We start from the raw sequence: 17286 nt of genomic DNA, 5'->3' as shown, positions 1-17286 counted from the left end.
CGCATGGCACAGTGACGTCCATGTCCGAGTCGCACATACGTCCCGCACTGCTCGCCGACGAGGCGGCCCTCGGTGAGCTCGACCGCGACACCTGGTCGCCGCTGCACGCCGTACGGCAAAAGCCGGAGCCGCCCTACGATCCGTTCTTCGACTCGAACCACCGGCCCGAGCACTTCCTGGTCGCCGAGGACGCCGACGGCAGCGTCGTCGGCTACATACGGCTGATCCCGCCCACCCCGCTCGCCTGCAACCAGCATGTGCGCCAGATCCAGGGGCTCGCGGTGGCCGGCCGGGCGCGCGGGCGCGGCATCGGGCGGGCCCTGCTGCGGGCGGCGTTCGACGAGGCGCGGCGGCAGGGCGCGGTGCGCATGACGCTGCGGGTGCTCGGCCACAACAAGCCGGCGCGGGCGCTGTACGAGTCGGAGGGCTTCGTGGTGGAGGGCGTGCTGCCGGGGGAGTTCTACCTGGACGGGCAGTACGTCGACGACGTGATGATGGGCCGCAGGCTCACCCGCTGAGCGGCGGCGAAAGCAACTCGCCCGCCGCGCACGGGAGTTCTCACGGCTCCCCGAAACGCTCCCAGAGCTTGGGGAAACGCCCCGCCAGGGCCGCGTCGTCGTCGAAGTCGAACGGTGTGCCGACCGGCTCGGCCGCCTGCGGCGGGATTCCCAGATCCGGTGCGACAACGCCGGTGAGCTGCTCGTACGCCTCGTCGGCCGCGTAGCCCAGCTCCTCGCCGTCCCCGTCGATGTCCTCGTCGAACTCGTCGAGGAGCTCGGCGAGCGTGTCCGGATCGTGCACCGCCCCCTCGAAGATCTCCCGGCCCTGACCGATCAGCCAGCAGCGGAAGTAGTCGAACGCGTCGTCGCTGGCGCCGCCGAGCAGCACGGCGGCCGCACCCCACAGATCCCAGGTGTACGCGCGGTTGTAGCGGGCCTCGAAGTGCCGTGCGAAATCCAGCACGGAGTCGGGGTCGAGCTGCAACAGCCGCTCGACCAGCAGCTCGGCATGGTCCTCGGGGTCGCCCTCGGCGGCCTCGCGGGTGCTGTCGATGATCTCCCAGAACTCCGTCTCGTCCATCACGGGACAAGCATCGTGGTTGGCGGGGGGCTGCGCACGCGGAGCCGCCGAAATGCTGAGTCTTTCGATGAGCTGATGAATGGCGGACAGAGGATGTCGGGTATCCGTGCGACGGTCGGTCCATGACGACGAAAACACCCCTGGCAGGGAAAGTCGCACTGGTCGCGGGCGCCACCCGGGGCGCGGGCCGTGCCATCGCCGTACAGCTGGGCGCCGCGGGCGCGACCGTCTACGCGACCGGAAGGACCACCCGCGAGCAGGTCAGCGAGGTCGGCCGGGCGACGGAGACCATCGAGGAGACCGCGGAACTGGTCACGGCCGCGGGCGGCGAAGGCATCGCCGTACCGACGGACCATCTGGAGCCCGGGCAGGTGCGGGCGCTGGTCGGGCGGATCGAGCGGGACCACGGCCGGCTCGACATCCTGGTCAACGACATCTGGGGCGGCAACTTCCTGCTCGACTTCAACACGAAGATGTGGGACGTCGAGCTGGACCGTGGGCTGCGGATGCTCGATCTCGGAGCCAAGAGCCACATCATCACCAGCAGCATCGCGCTTCCCCTGCTGGTGAAGCAGCCCGGCGGTCTGGTCGTCGAGGTCACCGACGGCACGGCCGCGACCAACAAGGGTTTCCGCGAGAACTTCTACTACGACCTCGCCAAGAACGCCCCCATCCGCATGGCTTTCATCCTGGGCGAGGAGCTGAAGAGTGTGGGCGCCACGGCCGTCGCGGTCACTCCGGGCTTCATCCGCTCCGAGGAGATGCTCGACATCTTCAAACTCACCGAGGAGACCTGGCGCGACGGGATCGACAGGCAGCCGCACTGGGCGCTCTCCGAGTCGCCCGTCTATCTCGGCCGGGGGGTCGCCGCGCTCGCCGCCGATCCGGAGCGGGCACGCTGGAACGGACAGTCACTGTCCAGCGGAGACCTGGCCAAGGAGTACAGAGTCACCGACGCCGACGGCAGCCGGCCGGACGTCTGGGCGTACATGATGGCGGAGAAGGCGGCGGAGCGGACCGGGGACAAGCCGTCCTTGGAGGACTACCGGTAGAGCTGCGCGGCGCGTTCCGCCGACTCGGCGAACAGGGCGCGCAGTTCCGCGGGCTCCAGCATCTCCACATGGGGTCCCAGACCGAACAGCTGGCCGTACGCCACCTCGTGGGACTCCACCCGCAGCGTGAGCGTCACCCGGCCCTGCTCGTCCGGCGGTTCCGCGGCGGCCAGCGCCTCGCGGGCCGCTGCCCGGTCGGTGACGTACGGCAGCCGGCGCGCGCCTTCCTCGGTGAGCCGCACCACCACCTCGGCACGCAGGATGGAGCGCGCGAACTGCGCAGCGCGCTCCTCCCAGAAGGCGGGCAGGTCGAACTCCTCGTCGCGCTCGAAGACTTCGCCGTCCGGCTCCACGCCCGTGAACCGGTCGATCCGGTACACCCGGAAGGCCGTGCCCGCGCGGGCGCACAGATACCAGACGCCCGCCTTGAGCACGAGTCCGTACGGCTCCAACTCCCGCTCCACCTCGGCGTCCTGACGCCGGTAGCGGGCCCTGATCCGTCGGTCGTCCCACACCGCCTCCGCGACGGCGGGCAGCAGATCCGGCGTCCGCGGCTCCTGGTACCAGCCGGGGGCATCGAGATGGAAGCGCTGCGCCGCGTTCTGCGGGGCGTCGCGCAGTGAGGGCAGCAGCGCCGCGGACACCTTCAGGCGCGCCGCGGACGCCGCGTCCTGAAGGCCCATCTCCCGCAGCGCGCCCGGCAGCCCCGACAGGAACAGGGCCTCGGCCTCACTGCGCGCGAGCCCGGTGAGCCGGGTGCGGTAGCCGCCGACGAGCCGGTAGCCGCCGGCCCGGCCACGGTCGGCGTAGACCGGTACCCCGGCCTCCGACAGGGCGAGCGCGTCCCGGGTGATGGTCCGCTCCGACACGTCCAGCTCGTGTGCCAGCTCGGCCCCGGTCATCGAGGCCCTGGCCTGGAGGAGCAGAACCATCTTGATCAGCCGGGCGGCGCGCATGGAGACATTGTCATGGGTGGGGGGCGCGCGGGGCGGACGATCGGCGCACGGACTGCGATGCGCTCCCGGTCAGGGAAGCGCCGGGCTGCTGAAACGATCAGCCTTGCGACTGCGGTTAGTAACTTCGATGCATGGGAGTTCAACGCGAGCCGGTCGGTGATGCGCGCGCCGTCAAGGTCAGCGTCTCGATGCCGGGGACGACGGTCGTCCAGGTCTGACCACGAAGGGGGCGGCGCGCACCGCGCCGCCCCTTCGCCATGGAATCCGTGGCCTTTACAGGCCGTAGCGCTCGCGCGCCTCCTTCACCGCCGAGGCCGGGACCTCACCGCGCTTGGCCAGCTGAGCCAGCGCCGCGACCGTGATCGACTGGGCGTCCACGCCGAAGTGGCGGCGGGCCGCCGCACGCGTGTCCGAGAGGCCGAAGCCGTCCGTGCCGAGCGAGGAGTAGTCCTGCTCGACCCACTGGCTGATCTGGTCGGGGACCTGGCGCATCCAGTCGGACACCGCCAGGACCGGGCCCGCCGCTCCCTCCAGTGCCTGAGTGACGTACGGGGTGCGCTGCTCGCCGTGGAGCAGCGCCTCGTCGGCCTCCAGCGCGTCCCGGCGCAGCTCGCCCCACGAGGTCGCGGACCAGACGTCGGCCGTGACTCCCCAGTCGGCGCTGAGCAGTTCCTGCGCCTCAAGGGCCCAGTGGATCGCCGTGCCTGAGGCGAGGAGCTGGAGCCGCGGCGCGTCGGCGGTGGCGGGCGCGCCCTCCTTGAAGCGGTAGAGACCGCGCAGGATGCCCTCCTCGACGCCCTGAGGCATCGCGGGCTGCACCTTCGGCTCGTTGTAGACCGTCAGGTAGTAGAAGACGTTCTCCGCGTCGGGGCCGTACATCCGGCGCAGACCGTCCTTGACGATGACCGCGATCTCGTACGCGAAGGCCGGGTCGTAGTTGAGCGACGCCGGGTTCGTGGACGCGATCAGATGCGAGTGGCCGTCGGCGTGCTGCAGGCCCTCACCGGTCAGCGTCGTACGACCGGCCGTCGCGCCGACGATGAAACCCTTGCCGAGCTGGTCGGCGAGCTGCCACATCTGGTCCGCCGTGCGCTGCCAGCCGAACATCGAGTAGAAGATGTAGAAGGGGATCATCGGCTCGCCGTGCGTCGCGTACGACGTCGACGCAGCGATGAAGTCGGCCATGGCTCCGGCCTCGGTGATCCCCTCGTTGAGGATCTGGCCGTCCTTGGCCTCCTTGTAGTACATCAACTGGTCGCGGTCGACCGGCTCGTACGTCTGGCCCAGCGGGGAGTAGATGCCGGCCGACGGGAAGAGCGACTCCATACCGAAGGTGCGGGCCTCGTCCGGGACGATCGGGACCCAGCGCCTGCCGGTCTCCTTGTCCCGCATCAGGTCCTTGACCAGGCGTACGAAGGCCATGGTGGTGGCCATCTCCTGCTTGCCTGAGCCCTTTTCGAGCGCCTTGAAGCCACGCTCCTCCGGTGCGGGCAGCGCGACCGCGTGCACCCGGCGGGCCGGGGCCGGGCCCCCGAGGGCGGCGCGGCGCTCCTGGAGATAGCGGACCTCGGCGGAGTCGGCGCCGGGGTGGCCGTAGGGCACCAGGCCGTCGGCGAAGGCGCTGTCCGCGATCGGGAGTCCGAGCAGATCACGCATGCCCTTGAACTCGTCGGTCGTCAGCTTCTTCATCTGGTGGTTGGCGTTCTTGGACTCGAAGCCCTTGCCGAGGGTGTAGCCCTTCACCGTCTGCGCGAGGATCACGGTCGGCGCGCCCTTGTGCTCGACGGCCGCGCGGTACGCCGCGTACACCTTGCGGGCCTCGTGGCCGCCGCGGGAGGTGTAGAAGCACTCGGCGATCTTCGCGTCGCTGATCAGCTTCGCCAGCTCGACGAGCGCGGGCTCGGCGCCGAAGAAGTGCTCGCGGATGTACGCGACGTCGCGGGTGGCGTACGTCTGGAACTGCGCGTCCGGGACCTCGCGCAGGCGGCGCACCAGCGCGCCCGTCGTGTCCAGCTGGAACAGCTCGTCCCAGGCGGAGCCCCAGAGCGACTTGACGACATTCCAGCCGGCGCCGCGGAACTGCGCCTCCAGCTCCTGCACGATCTTGAAGTTGGCGCGGACCGGGCCGTCGAGGCGCTGCAGGTTGCAGTTGATGACGAAGGTCAGGTTGTCCAGCCGCTCACGCGACGCGAGCGCGAGGGCGGCGGTCGACTCGGGCTCGTCCATCTCACCGTCGCCGAGGAAGGCCCAGACGTGCGAGTTCGCCGTGTCCTTGATCCCGCGATTGTGCAGATAGCGGTTGAACCGCGCCTGATAGATCGCGGAGAGCGGGCCGAGGCCCATGGAGACGGTCGGGAACTCCCACAGCCACGGCAGGCGCCGAGGGTGCGGGTAGGAGGGGAGGCCGTTGCCGCCGGCCTCCTGGCGGAAGTTGTCGAGGTGCGCCTCGGTGAGGCGTCCGTCGAGGAAGGCGCGGGCGTAGATACCGGGGGACGCGTGGCCCTGGATGTAGAGCTGGTCGCCGCTGCCGTCGCCCTCCTTGCCGCGGAAGAAGTGGTTGAAGCCGGTCTCGTAGAGCCAGGCGGCGGAGGCGAAGGTGGCGATGTGGCCGCCGACGCCGAAGCGGGAGCCGCGGGTGACCATCGCGGCCGCGTTCCAGCGGTTCCACGCGGTGATGCGGGCCTCCATCGCCTCGTCACCGTCGAACGCGGGCTCGGCGGAGGTGGGGATGGTGTTGACGTAGTCCGTCTCCAGCAGCCGGGGCACGGGAACTCCGGCCGTCTCGGCGTGCTGGAGGGTACGGCGCATCAGATACGCGGCGCGGTGCGGTCCTGCGTGCTCCGTGACGGCGTCGAGAGACGCCGCCCACTCGGCGGTTTCCTCGGCGTCGCGGTCCGGGAGCTGGTCGAGCTCGCTCGGAAGCTTGCGTACGCGTACGGGGTCGGGCATGGTCGCCGCCTTCCGGACAGGAGGGGGGTGGAGATAGGGGGTGCCGTGTCTGGCAGGACAGGGCGGGTGGGTCGGTGGACCCGGAGACGACTGTAAGTCCCTGATCGATGATCGATCAAAGCTTGGCGGGAAATTGGCATCCAGTGCCGCGAAATGGGGCACAGGGTGCCGTCACGAAACGGGGCGTTTCCGGCAGACGCGGGTCGCCGCCATTCGCCCGGTCACCCTGTGTGTTCGTCCTCCGGACGGGCCGAAAATCAGGCTCGCGGCGCGCAGCCCAGGACGTGGGCCTTGACCAGCGTGCCGATCTCCGGGTCGCGCCGCCGGAACGCCGCCACCAGTTCCTCGTGCTCCTCCGCGTACGACTTCTGCACCGTCCCCAGCCACCGGATGGACAGAGCCGTGAACACCTCGATGCCCAGCCCCTCCCAGGTGTGCAGCAGTACGCCGTTGCGCGCGGCCCGTACCAGCTCCCGGTGGAAGGAGACCGTGTGCCGCACCTGCGCCGCCGAGTCCCCGGCCCGGTCCGCCTCGTACAGCGCCGCCACATGCGGTTCGAGCGCCGAGCAGTCGTCGGCGAGACGCCCGGCCGCCAGCTCGGCGGCGATCTGCTCCAGACCGGCCCGTACGGGGTAGCTCTCCTCCAGATCGGCGGCGGTGAGGTTCCGTACGCGTACGCCCTTGTTGGGCGCCGACTCGATCAGCCGCAGGCTCTCCAGCTCCCGCAGCGCCTCGCGCACGGGCGTCTGGGAGACCTGCAGCTCGGTCGCGATGCGCCGCTCCACGATCCGCTCGCCGGGCTTCCAGCGGCCGCTGACGATCCCCTCCACGATGTGCTCGCGGATCTGTTCGCGCAGCGAGTGGACGACGGGCGGGGTCATGAGGGCTCCTCCGGAAATGATCTGGCACCCCTGACAATACGGCGCCCCGTCCGGAACAACTCCGGACGGGGCGCCGTCGTACTGCTGTTGAGCCCTACAGGCCGAGTTCGACCTCGAACTCGCCCGCCTCGAGGATCGCCTTGACGGCCGTCAGGTAGCGGGCCGCGTCGGCGCCGTCCACCAGGCGGTGGTCGTAGGAGAGCGCCAGGTACGTCATGTCACGGACGCCGATGACGGTGCCCTCGGCGGTCTCGATGACCGCCGGACGCTTGACGGTGGCGCCGATGCCCAGGATGGCGGCCTGGTTCGGCGGCACGATGACCGTGTCGAACAGGGCGCCGCGCGAGCCGGTGTTGCTGATGGTGAAGGTCGCGCCGGACAGCTCGTCCGGAGTGATCTTGTTGCCGCGGACCTTGCCGGCCAGGTCGGCGGTGGCCTTGGAGATACCGGCCAGGTTCAGGTCGCCCGCGCCCTTGATGACCGGCGTCATCAGACCCTTCTCGGAGTCCACGGCGATGCCGATGTTCTCCGAGTCGAAGTACGTGATGGTGCCCTCGTCCTCGTTGATCCGGGCGTTGATGACCGGGTGGGCCTTCAGCGCCTGGGCAGCGGCCTTGACGAAGAACGGCATCGGGGACAGCTTGACGCCCTCACGGGCGGCGAAGGCGTCCTTGGCCTGGTTGCGCAGCCTCATCACCTTGGTGATGTCGACCTCGACGACCGAGGTCAGCTGGGCCTGAGTGTGCAGGGCCTTCATCATGTTGTCGCCGATGACCTTGCGCATGCGGGTCATCTTGACCGTCTGACCACGCAGCGGGGACACCTCGAGGGCCGGAGCCTTCGCGGCGGCCGGTGCGGCGGCGGCAGGAGCCGGAGCGGCAGCGGCGGCCCTGGCGGCCTCCGCGGCTGCGACGACGTCCTGCTTGCGAATACGGCCACCGACGCCGGTGCCCTTGACCGAGGCCAGGTCAACGCCGTTCTCGGCGGCGAGCTTACGGACCAGGGGGGTCACGTACGCGTCGCTCGCTTCGGCGGCGGGCGCGGCCGGAGCAGCCGGGGCCGGGGCGACCGGAGCCGGAGCGGCGACCGGGGCCGGCGCGGGGGCAGCGACCGGAGCCGGAGCCGCCGGGGCCGCGGGAGCCACAGGGGCAGCCGGAGCCGGGGCAGGGGCGGGAGCAGCCGGAGCCGGAGCAGCGGCCGGGGCCGGGGCGGCGGGCGCGGGAGCCGCGGCCGGAGCCGCACCCGCGGCGCCGATCACGGCCAGCTTGGCGCCGACCTCCGCGGTCTCGTCCTCACCGACGGTGATCTCCAGCAGCACACCGGAAGCCGGGGCCGGGATCTCGGTGTCGACCTTGTCCGTGGAGACCTCGAGCAGCGGCTCGTCGGCCTCGACGCTCTCGCCGACCTGCTTGAGCCAGCGGGTGACGGTGCCCTCGGTGACGCTCTCGCCGAGCGCCGGAAGGACGACGTCCGTACCGGTGGCGCCGCCCGCGGGGGCAGCAGCCGGAGCGGGCTCGGCGGCCGGGGCCGGAGCCTCGGCGGCCGGGGCCGGAGCGGCGGGGGCGGCCGGGGTCTCGGCCACGGCGGTGGGGGCCTCGGCGGCAGCCGGAGCCGGGGCGGCGGCGGGCGCGCCGCTGCCGTCGTCGATGATCGCCAGCTCGGCGCCGACCTCGACGGTCTCGTCCTCGGCGACCTTGATGGAGGCGAGGATGCCCGCGGCCGGGGCCGGGATCTCGGTGTCGACCTTGTCGGTCGACACCTCGAGCAGCGGCTCGTCGGCCTCGACTCGTTCGCCCTCGGCCTTCAGCCAGCGGGTGACAGTGCCCTCGGTGACGCTCTCGCCGAGCGCCGGAAGGGTTACGGAAACCGACATGGTTTCTGTTGCTCCTAACGAATGTGCGGAAGTGGTCGTCGGGCCCGCGGGGGCTCAGTCGTGGGAGTGCAGGGGCTTGCCCGCGAGTGCCAGGTGGGCCTCGCCGAGCGCCTCGCTCTGCGTCGGGTGCGCGTGGATGAGCTGCGCGACCTCGGCCGGCAGAGCCTCCCAGTTGTAGATCAGCTGAGCCTCACCGACCTGCTCGCCCATACGGTCACCGACCATGTGGACGCCGACCACGGCACCGTCCTTGACCTGGACGAGCTTGATCTCGCCCGCGGTCTTGAGGATCTTGCTCTTGCCGTTGCCCGCGAGGTTGTACTTCAGGGCGACGACCTTGTCCGCACCGTAGATCTCCTTGGCCTTGGCCTCGGTGATGCCCACGGAGGCGACCTCGGGGTGGCAGTACGTCACCCGGGGCACACCGTCGTAGTCGATCGGAACGGTCTTCAGACCGGCCAGCCGCTCTGCAACCAGGATGCCCTCGGCGAAGCCGACGTGCGCGAGCTGGAGGGTCGGGACGAGGTCGCCGACCGCGGAGATCGTGGGGACATTCGTCTGCATGTACTCGTCGACCAGGACATAGCCGCGCTCCATCGCGACGCCCTGCTCCTCGTAGCCGAGACCGGCGGAGACGGGACCGCGGCCGACGGCGACGAGCAGCACCTCGGCCTCGAAGGCCTTGCCGTCCGCGAGCGTGACGCGCACGCCGTCCGCGGTGTACTCGGCCTTCTCGAAGAAGGTGCCCAGGTTGAACTTGATGCCGCGCTTGCGGAACGCGCGCTCAAGAAGCTTCGAGCTGTTCTCGTCCTCGACCGGGACGAGGTGCTTCAGGCCCTCGATGACGGTGACGTCGGAGCCGAAGGACTTCCACGCGGAGGCGAACTCGACGCCGATGACGCCGCCGCCCAGCACGATCGCGGACTGCGGGACGCGGTCCAGCACCAGCGCGTGGTCCGAGGAGATGATGCGGTTGCCGTCGATCTCCAGGCCCGGCAGCGACTTCGGTACGGAGCCGGTGGCGAGAAGGACGTGGCGGCCCTGGACGCGCTGGCCGTTGACGTCGACGGAGGTGGGGGAGGACAGCCGGCCCTCGCCCTCGATGTAGGTGACCTTGCGGGAGGCGATCAGACCCTGGAGACCCTTGTACAGGCCCGAGATCACCTCGTCCTTGTACTTGTGGACCGCCGCCATGTCGATGCCCTCGAAGGCGGCCTTGACGCCGAACTGGTCGGCCTCACGAGCCTGGTCGGCGATTTCGCCGGCGTGCAGCAGTGCCTTCGTGGGGATGCATCCGTTGTGCAGGCAGGTGCCGCCGACCTTGCCCTTCTCGATCAGGGCGACGTCCAGGCCCAGCTGAGCTCCACGCAGCGCCGCAGCGTAACCGCCGCTACCACCGCCGAGGATCACTAGGTCGAAAACGGTGCTGGCGTCGTTCGCCACGTCACGTCCTCCATGCATGTGCGCCGGTCGCCGGTCCTCTGTGACCGGGCGGCGGCTGGTGTTCGGCCGCTGTTTCTTCGGCCCTGTGGTGGGGCCCTGTCCTGCCGAGAACCCATCTTCGCACTTGTTGACGGACGGCGGGACCCGGGGCCGGTTTAGGGGTATCCCCCTACCGCGGGCCCGGACCCTGGACCTCCGTGTCCTCAAACGCAGTACGGGCTCAAAGATTCCCTCCGCCTGCGATCGGGCACGGGTCCGGGGTCCGGGCCCGGCGGTGACTAGCCCAGGTCGCCGTCGGCCGTGCGCTCGGCCAGCTTCACCAGCGTGCGGATCGCCGAGCCGGTGCCGCCCTTGGGGGTGTAGCCGAACGGCGCGCCCTCGTGGAAGGCCGGGCCCGCGATGTCCAGGTGCGCCCAGGTGATGCCCTCGCCCACGAACTCCTTCAGGAACAGGCCGGCCACCAGGCCGCCGCCCATCCGCTCACCCATGTTGGCGATGTCGGCGGTCGGGGAGTCCATGCCCTTGCGCAGCTCGGTGGGGAGCGGCATCGGCCAGGACTGCTCGCCGACCTCCTCCGCGATCTCGTGGATCGAGGTACGGAAGGCGTCGTCGTTCGCCATGATGCCGAAGGTGCGGTTGCCCAGTGCCATCACCATCGCGCCGGTCAGCGTCGCCACGTCGACGATCGCGTCCGGGTTCTCCTCACAGGCCCTGGTGAGCGCGTCGCCCAGAACGAGACGGCCCTCGGCGTCGGTGTTGAGCACCTCGACCGTCTTGCCGCTGTACATACGCAGCACGTCGCCGGGGCGGGTGGCCGAACCCGACGGCATGTTCTCGGCGAGCGCGAGCCAGCCGGTGACATTGACGGCCAGACCCAGACGGGCGGCCGCGACGACGGCGGCGAACACCGCGGCGGCGCCGCTCATGTCGCACTTCATCGTCTCGTTGTGGCCGGCCGGCTTGAGCGAGATGCCGCCCGAGTCGTAGGTGATGCCCTTGCCGACCAGGGCGAGCGTCTTGGCCGCCTTGGAGTGGGTGTAGGAGAGCTTGACCAGGCGCGGCGGGTTCTGCGAACCCTGGCCGACGCCGAGGATGCCGCCGAAGCCGCCCTTGAGGAGCGCCTTCTCGTCCAGGACCTGGACCTTGATGCCGTGCTCCTTGCCGGCGGCGGTGGCCACGGCGGCGAAGGCCTCGGGGGTGAGGTCGTTCGGCGGGGTGTTGACCAGGTCGCGGGCGCGGTTGATCTCCTCGGTCAGCGCGATCGCGCGCTCGGCCGCGGCCTTGTACGCCTTGTCGCGCGGCTTGGCGCCGAGCAGGGCGACCTCGGCGAGCGGCTGCTTCGGGCCGTTGCCGTTGCCGGTCTTGGCGTTCTTCGCGTCCTTCTCGCCGCCCTGGTAGGCGGTGAAGGAGTACGCGCCGAGCAGCGCGCCCTCAGCGATGGCCTCCGCGTCCTCGGACGCCTCGACGGGCAGCGCGAAGGCGGCCTTCTTCGAACCGGCCAGCGCGCGGGCGGCGACGCCCGCGGCACGGCGGAGCGATTCGGCGGTGAACGCCTCGTCCTTCTCGGGGACCGGGCCCAGGCCGACGGCCATGATGACCGGCACCTTGAGTGAGGAGGGGGCCGGGAGCTTGGTCACCTCGCCCTCGGCACCCGAGGCGCCGAGGGTTTCCAGCACGGAGGCGAGCTTTCCGTCGAACGCCTTGTCCACGGCCTCGGCGCCCGGCGCGACGACCGGGCCCTTGGCGCCCTTGGCGACCCCGACGACGAGGGCGTCGGCGCGGAGCGTCGCCGCGCCGGCGGTGCTGAGAGTGAGAGCAGTCACGGTGGTGAAATCTCGCTTCCGTTGAGTTCCGGGGCCGTAGAGCCGTGTACAGGGGATGGATCGGCATCCCACGCCGGGCAAGAGCCTACGCGCGGTCACATGTCTCGCTCACGGCGGCGGTGGTTCACCCGTCCGTGGCGCCTCTGTCATGTTCTGCGCCGGGGTGGCGAGACCTCGGTCACACTCGCCCCGTTCGGGCGAGGGAGCAAGGGGCTCCTTCGCATCATCTCCCCCGGGTCCTCCGTACGCTTCGCCTGTGTCCGAGAAGCATTCCGTGAAGAACGTGCCGGCGCCCTACGACGAGCATCCCGCCGAACGGCCCCGCGGCCCGAGACGTCTGCCGCTGCTGCCGGCGCTGCTCCTGCTCGTACTCGCGGGCTGCACCACATCACCTCACAGCGACAGGCCGACCCCCGGGCCGACCGCCGGGCGCTGGCAGCCCGAGCCCGGTGTGGCCTGGCAGTGGCAGCTCAGCGGCAGGCTCGATCCGACCGTGGATGTGCCGGTGTACGACATCGATGGCTTCGACCACCAGAAGGCCGCGGTCGACGATCTGCACCGCCGTGGCCGCAAGGTCATCTGCTATCTCTCCACCGGCGCCTGGGAGGACTTCCGCCCGGACGCCGGGAAGTTCCCGAAGTCGGTTCTCGGCAAGGGCAACGGCTGGGACGGCGAGCGCTGGCTCGACATCCGCCGTACCGACATCCTCGAACCCCTCATGGCGGCACGCATCGACATGTGCCGCACCAAGGGGTTCGACGCGGTGGAGCCGGACAACATGGACGGCTACGCCAACACCACCGGCTTCCCCCTCACCGCCGCCGACCAGCTGCGCTACAACCGCCTGATCGCCCGCCTCGCCCACGACCGCGGCATGTCCGTGGGCCTCAAGAACGATCTGGACCAGATTCCGCAGCTGCTGGGGGACTTCGACTTCGCGGTCAACGAACAGTGCGCGGAGCACGAGGAGTGCGAGGAGATGACGCCGTTCATCGAGGCGGGCAAGGCGGTCTTCCATGTCGAGTACGAGCTGAAGACCAGTGAGTTCTGTCCCGAGGCCCGGCGGCTGAAGCTCAGCTCGATGCTGAAGAAGTACGAACTGGGGGTCTGGCGCCAGCCCTGCTAACCGAGGGCCAGCGCGATCAGCGCGGCCGTCGCAGCGGTCTCGGCCAGCGCGCCGAAGACGTCCCCGGTCACCCCGCCGAAGCGCCGTACGCAGTGACGCAGCAGGAGTTGGGCCGCGCCCAGACCGGCCAGGACCGCCACGGCCTGGTGCAGTGCGCCGTATCCGCCCAGGAGCGTGCCCGCGGCCGCGCAGCCTGCGGTGACCAGTGCCGCGACGGCCAGCCCGGTGCGTACGGGAACGCTTTCCGCGACCGCCGCGCCCAGGCCCTCCGGGCGGGCCGCCGGGATGCCCGTGCGGGAGGCGAGGGTGAGGGCGAGTCGGGCCGTCACGGCCGAGACCGCCGCGCCGAGCGCGCCGTACGCCCAGCCCTCGGCGTACAGCCCGGCCACCGCTGCGACCTGCGCGAGCAGCACGAACAGCAGCGTGATGACCCCGAACGGACCGATGTCCGACTGCTTCATGATCCGCAGCGCGTCCTCGGCGGGCTTGGCGCTGCCGAGACCGTCGGCCGTGTCGGCGAGGCCGTCGAGATGGAGGCCGCGGGTGAGCGCCGCCGGGACGGCGACGGTGGCGACGGCCGCGAGCAGCGGGCCCGAGCCCAGCAGCGTCAGCACTCCGCCGATGCCCGCCGCGCACAGGCCCACGACCAGACCGGCCACCGGCGCGCACAGCATTCCGGTGCGTGCCGCGTCCCGGTCCCAGCGCTTCACGCGGACCGGAAGGACGGTCAGGGTGCCGAAGGCGAAACGTATACCGGCCGAAGAGATCACCGGCGAAGGGTAGCCCGGCCCACCAGTCGGCCCGGCAGAGGGTAAATTGCGCAAGAACCACATATCGGGAGCAGGTGGCATGGGTCACTGGTTTTACCGCAACATCACAGAGCCGGGAAAGCTCCCGATGCTGCTCGCGCTGACCTCGTTCGTGCTCACCTTCCTGATCACCCGCACGATCGTCCGGATGATCAGGGCGGGGCGCGGGCCGTTCCGGAACGTCACGCCCGGCGGCATGCACATCCACCATGTAGTCCCCGGCGTCATCCTCACCGTCATCGGCGGCTTCGGCGCGGTCGGCAGCGGACGGCACGGCGTCGCCGCCGCCGTCTGCGCGGTCATCTTCGGCATGGGCGCGGGCCTCGTCCTGGACGAGTTCGCGCTGATCCTCCATCTCGACGACGTCTACTGGAGCGAGCAGGGGCGTCAGAGCGTGGAGGTCGTGGTGCTCGCCGCGGCCCTGGCGCTGCTGGTCCTCAGCGGCTTCGCGCCGCTCGGCGTCAACGACATGAGCGCCGACGAACGCCAGGACCGTGCCTCGCTGATCCTGACGCTGGTGATCAACTTTCTGCTGGTGCTCATCACGATGTTCAAGGGCAAGCCGCGGATGGCCCTCATCAGCGTTCTGGTGCCGTTCGTGGGGATGTTCGGGGCGGTACGTCTCGCCCGGCCCGGCTCGCCCTGGGCCCGGCGCTTCTACCGCAACCGGCCCAAGGCCCGTGCCAAGGCCCGGCTGCGCTCCTTCCGCCACGACCGCCGCTGGGACCGCAAACGGCGCAAGCTTCAGGACCTGATCGGCGGCGCGCCCGACCGGCCCGCCGTGCGCGAGCGCTGAAGTCTGCGCCGCCTTCGCCGTCGTAGCGCCGAAATCCCGATCACCGCGAACACGGCGACGATCGCCGCCAGATGCTCCCTGCCCGCGAGGTTGTTCTTGACCAGCACCTCGATGATCATCGCGGCGATCACCAGCGAGGCCGTGAACCAGGCGTGGTAGCGCCAGCAGACGAAGAGCGCGAGACCGATGACGGCCGCGGACGGCCCGGTGTCGACGACCTGGGCGTCGGAGGGGGGCAGCCCGAGAACATGGTCGGGACCGAGCGAGATGCCGATCCGTGCGTACGTCGTCCCGGCCAGCGTCGCCACGTACGCGATGACCAGCGTCCGCCACACGCCCAGACAGATCTCCGCGATCCCGAACACCAGCAGCACCTGTGCCAGCGCTCCCCACACCGGCAGGTCCAGCGCGGGCACGAACAGCGACAGCGGGGTGCGCAGCAGGGCCACCCACAGCGGGTCGTCAGCCTTGACGAAGCCGATGTCGCGCACGGGGCCGAAGCCCCAGGACTGGTTCTGCACCACCTGGAAGAGCGCGGTGAGGCAGACCGCCCCGAGCGTCATCGGAACGGCCCGCCACTTCTTGGTGACGATCGCCGTCCGAAGCGTCGAGTACAGGGGCTCCCACTCGCGGCGCGCGAACGCGTTCAGTGTGCTCAACGCTTGGTCTCCAGGTGTCTGCGGTGCATCCACTTGGGCAGACCGGGCGCCTCCAGGAAGCCCTCGGCGCGGCCCGCGGCGATGCCGATGCGCAGCAGGTCGGCGCTCTTCTCGAAGAGCATGAAACGGGGCTCCCAGATCGGTCGGTACTTGGCGTTGGCGCGGTAGAGCGACTCGATCTGCCACCAGCGGGAGAAGAAGCTGAGCAGGGAGCGCCACAGCCTCAGCACCGGACCGGCGCCGAGCCTCGAGCCGCGTTCGAAGACCGACCTGAACATCGCGAAGTTCAGCGAGACCTGTGTGATCCCGATCTCGCTCGCGCGCTGCAGGAGTTCGATGACCATGAACTCCATCAGGCCGTTCTCGGAGTCCCGGTCACGCCGCATCAGATCGAGCGAGAGGCCCTTGGGGCCCCAGGGCACAAAGCTCAGCACCGCCCGCAGCGCGCCGTCGCCGTCCGTGCATTCGAGTATCACGCAGCGGCCGTCGCCCGGATCGCCGAGCCGGCCGAGCGCCATCGAGAAGCCGCGTTCGGTGGCCCCGTCGCGCCAGTCGTCCGCCCGCCGGAGAAGGACGTCCATCTCCTCGGGCGCGATCTCCTCGTGGCGGCGGATCCGCACCTCGTAACCGGCGCGCTTGACCCGGTTGCAGGCCTGCCGCACGGTCCGCATCGCGCGCCCGTCCAGGGTGAAGTCGTCGGTCTCGACGATCGCCTCGTCGCCCAGTTCCAGCGCGTCCAGGCCGTGCCGCGCGTAGATGGTGCCCGCTTCCTCGCTCGCGCCCATCACGGCGGGGATCCAGCCGTGTTCGCGGGCCTCTGCCAGCCAGGGGGCGATCGCGCCGGGCCAGGCCTCCGGGTCGCCGATGGGGTCGCCCGACGCGAGCGAGACCCCGCCGACGACCCGGTAGACGACGGCGGCCTTGCCGGTGGGGGACCAGACCACGCTCTTCTCCCGGCGCAGCGAGAAGTAGCCGAGCGAGTCCCGGTCGCCGTGGCGCTGGAGCAGCACGCGCAGCCGTTCCTCGTCGTCCTCGGTGAGCGGGTCGACGGCCCGCCGGGAGCGGAAGGCCGCGTACAGCACGGCGAGCAGCAGCAGCGTGGACAGGACGTTGATGGTGACGTTCACCCAGCCGGGCGTCGCGATCCCGGCGAAGCGGGAGTCGTCGGCGGCGAGTGAGACCAGGCGCATCGTGCCGTAGCGCCAGCGCTCAAGGAAGGTGGAGTGGCCCGTCGAGGAGTTGGTGGCGGTGACGAGTATGGCGGCGAGCAGCGAGGTGACCAGCAGCCCGCCGGCGGCGACGGCCGCGGCCAGCCGGGGGTTGGAGCGGTCGCCCTTCGCGTAGAACTCCCGCCGCCCGAGCGCCAGGGCGAGCACGAAGGCGGTGGTCAGGCCGAGCGACATCCAGTTCTGGGCGTGCTCGCGGATCTCGGGGTCGACGGCGATCGCGAGGACGAAGAGCAGCAGAAAGAGCCCCGCCAGTACGAAGTTGAGGATCCACGCCGCCCGCTTGCGGCGGCGCATGGTGATGGCCAGGAAGAGGGTGAAGGCTCCGGAGGCGAAGCCCGCGGTCAGCAGATACGGCGTGAAGTAGTCATCGATGTTGTGGCGCCGCAGATCCTGGCCGAGAGAGACCCAGACGGCGCTCAGGAGGTTGATGAACGTCACGGCGCGCAGATACCAGACGGCGAACGCCGCGCTGCGCCGTGAGCGGTGGGTGCTGCGGCTCGTGCCGGGGCTCGTCTCTACGCTGGACAAACGGACCTCTCCCATGAAACGCGATGATATGGGGCATCACGCGCCAAGATGGGCGAGGCCGCGGTCGCCTGGTTACTGGCGG

The 17286-nt window shown here is 70.4% G+C and carries 14 protein-coding genes; 4 read left to right on the top strand and 10 right to left on the bottom strand.

Going from position 1 to position 17286, the window contains the following annotated elements; translation table 11 throughout:
- The first annotated feature begins 20 nt into the window (after positions 1-20).
- On the top strand, positions 21-518 hold the full coding sequence (locus OG741_RS11410; RefSeq protein WP_405596703.1) for a GNAT family N-acetyltransferase: 498 nt from the start codon (positions 21-23) through the stop codon (positions 516-518).
- Between the two features lie 40 nt (positions 519-558).
- Here the strand turns inward: OG741_RS11410 and OG741_RS11405 are convergent, their stop codons facing one another.
- A complete protein-coding gene (locus tag OG741_RS11405; protein ID WP_266478950.1) occupies positions 559-1080 on the bottom strand; it encodes a DUF4240 domain-containing protein in 522 nt (173 codons plus the stop codon).
- 122 nt (positions 1081-1202) lie between these two features.
- Here OG741_RS11405 and OG741_RS11400 point away from each other — a divergent pair, with 122 nt between their 5' ends.
- Positions 1203-2132 carry an SDR family oxidoreductase gene (locus OG741_RS11400; protein ID WP_405596701.1) on the top strand — a complete coding sequence of 310 codons (930 nt, stop codon included), beginning with the start codon at positions 1203-1205 and terminating at the stop codon, positions 2130-2132.
- On the opposite strand, the gene OG741_RS11395 is transcribed toward OG741_RS11400, so the two are convergent.
- The 6 genes from OG741_RS11395 to OG741_RS11370 all read right to left on the bottom strand — a co-directional run bounded on the left by OG741_RS11395 (position 2123) and on the right by OG741_RS11370 (position 12057).
- Positions 2123-3088 (bottom strand): helix-turn-helix transcriptional regulator, encoded by a 966-nt coding sequence (locus tag OG741_RS11395; RefSeq protein ID WP_405596700.1) that lies wholly within the window; start codon positions 3086-3088, stop codon positions 2123-2125. The two genes, OG741_RS11400 and OG741_RS11395, sit on opposite strands and share 10 nt — an antisense overlap.
- A 273-nt stretch (positions 3089-3361) precedes the next feature.
- Entirely contained in the window at positions 3362-6037 is a 2676-nt protein-coding gene (gene aceE, locus OG741_RS11390; RefSeq protein WP_405596699.1) for a pyruvate dehydrogenase (acetyl-transferring), homodimeric type, read from the bottom strand.
- Positions 6038-6294: 257 nt separating this feature from the next.
- On the bottom strand, positions 6295-6918 hold the full coding sequence (locus OG741_RS11385; RefSeq protein ID WP_405596698.1) for a GntR family transcriptional regulator: 624 nt from the start codon (positions 6916-6918) through the stop codon (positions 6295-6297).
- Between the two features lie 94 nt (positions 6919-7012).
- Positions 7013-8791, bottom strand: coding sequence for a 2-oxoglutarate dehydrogenase, E2 component, dihydrolipoamide succinyltransferase (gene sucB / locus OG741_RS11380; RefSeq protein WP_405596697.1), 1779 nt, complete (start codon positions 8789-8791; stop codon positions 7013-7015).
- A 54-nt stretch (positions 8792-8845) separates the two neighbouring features.
- Positions 8846-10234 (bottom strand): dihydrolipoyl dehydrogenase, encoded by a 1389-nt coding sequence (lpdA, locus tag OG741_RS11375; protein ID WP_266477224.1) that lies wholly within the window; start codon positions 10232-10234, stop codon positions 8846-8848.
- 278 nt (positions 10235-10512) lie between these two features.
- Positions 10513-12057, bottom strand: coding sequence for a leucyl aminopeptidase (locus tag OG741_RS11370; protein WP_266477226.1), 1545 nt, complete (start codon positions 12055-12057; stop codon positions 10513-10515).
- Between the two features lie 337 nt (positions 12058-12394).
- Between OG741_RS11370 and OG741_RS11365 the strand changes: the two genes are divergently transcribed.
- Positions 12395-13183, top strand: coding sequence for an endo alpha-1,4 polygalactosaminidase (locus tag OG741_RS11365; RefSeq protein WP_405605514.1), 789 nt, complete (start codon positions 12395-12397; stop codon positions 13181-13183).
- Here OG741_RS11365 and OG741_RS11360 read toward each other — a convergent pair.
- The gene (locus OG741_RS11360) at positions 13180-13953 is read right to left on the bottom strand and encodes an adenosylcobinamide-GDP ribazoletransferase (protein ID WP_405596695.1); all 774 of its coding nucleotides are present in this window, start codon (positions 13951-13953) and stop codon (positions 13180-13182) included. The genes OG741_RS11365 and OG741_RS11360 overlap by 4 nt on opposite strands.
- 79 nt (positions 13954-14032) lie before the next feature.
- On the opposite strand from OG741_RS11360, the gene OG741_RS11355 reads away from it, so the two are divergent.
- Positions 14033-14788 (top strand): hypothetical protein, encoded by a 756-nt coding sequence (locus OG741_RS11355; protein WP_324977735.1) that lies wholly within the window; start codon positions 14033-14035, stop codon positions 14786-14788.
- Here OG741_RS11355 and OG741_RS11350 read toward each other — a convergent pair.
- Together OG741_RS11350 and OG741_RS11345 are read right to left on the bottom strand one after the other, a co-directional pair.
- Positions 14737-15447 carry a hypothetical protein gene (locus OG741_RS11350; RefSeq protein ID WP_405596694.1) on the bottom strand — a complete coding sequence of 237 codons (711 nt, stop codon included), beginning with the start codon at positions 15445-15447 and terminating at the stop codon, positions 14737-14739. The genes OG741_RS11355 and OG741_RS11350 overlap by 52 nt on opposite strands.
- Positions 15444-17219 carry a phosphatidylglycerol lysyltransferase domain-containing protein gene (locus tag OG741_RS11345; RefSeq protein ID WP_405596693.1) on the bottom strand — a complete coding sequence of 592 codons (1776 nt, stop codon included), beginning with the start codon at positions 17217-17219 and terminating at the stop codon, positions 15444-15446. The genes OG741_RS11350 and OG741_RS11345 overlap by 4 nt, the downstream gene beginning before the upstream one ends.
- Positions 17220-17286 lie beyond the last annotated feature (67 nt).

Source organism: Streptomyces sp. NBC_01410 (assembly GCF_045040195.1).
Classification (GTDB): Bacteria; Actinomycetota; Actinomycetes; order Streptomycetales; family Streptomycetaceae; genus Streptomyces.
This window is presented reverse-complemented; position numbering and strand designations above follow the sequence as displayed.

Excerpts from the sequence above, each read along its gene's own strand:
- OG741_RS11410 (WP_405596703.1), top strand. The coding sequence starts at position 21 with ATGTCCGAGTCGCACATACGTCCCGCACTGCTCGCCGACGAGGCGGCC.
- OG741_RS11405 (WP_266478950.1), bottom strand. The coding sequence starts at position 1,080 with ATGGACGAGACGGAGTTCTGGGAGATCATCGACAGCACCCGCGAGGCC.
- OG741_RS11400 (WP_405596701.1), top strand. The coding sequence starts at position 1,203 with ATGACGACGAAAACACCCCTGGCAGGGAAAGTCGCACTGGTCGCGGGC.
- OG741_RS11395 (WP_405596700.1), bottom strand. The coding sequence starts at position 3,088 with ATGCGCGCCGCCCGGCTGATCAAGATGGTTCTGCTCCTCCAGGCCAGG.
- aceE (WP_405596699.1), bottom strand. The coding sequence starts at position 6,037 with ATGCCCGACCCCGTACGCGTACGCAAGCTTCCGAGCGAGCTCGACCAG.
- OG741_RS11385 (WP_405596698.1), bottom strand. The coding sequence starts at position 6,918 with ATGACCCCGCCCGTCGTCCACTCGCTGCGCGAACAGATCCGCGAGCAC.
- sucB (WP_405596697.1), bottom strand. The coding sequence starts at position 8,791 with ATGTCGGTTTCCGTAACCCTTCCGGCGCTCGGCGAGAGCGTCACCGAG.
- OG741_RS11355 (WP_324977735.1), top strand. The coding sequence starts at position 14,033 with ATGGGTCACTGGTTTTACCGCAACATCACAGAGCCGGGAAAGCTCCCG.
- OG741_RS11345 (WP_405596693.1), bottom strand. The coding sequence starts at position 17,219 with ATGGGAGAGGTCCGTTTGTCCAGCGTAGAGACGAGCCCCGGCACGAGC.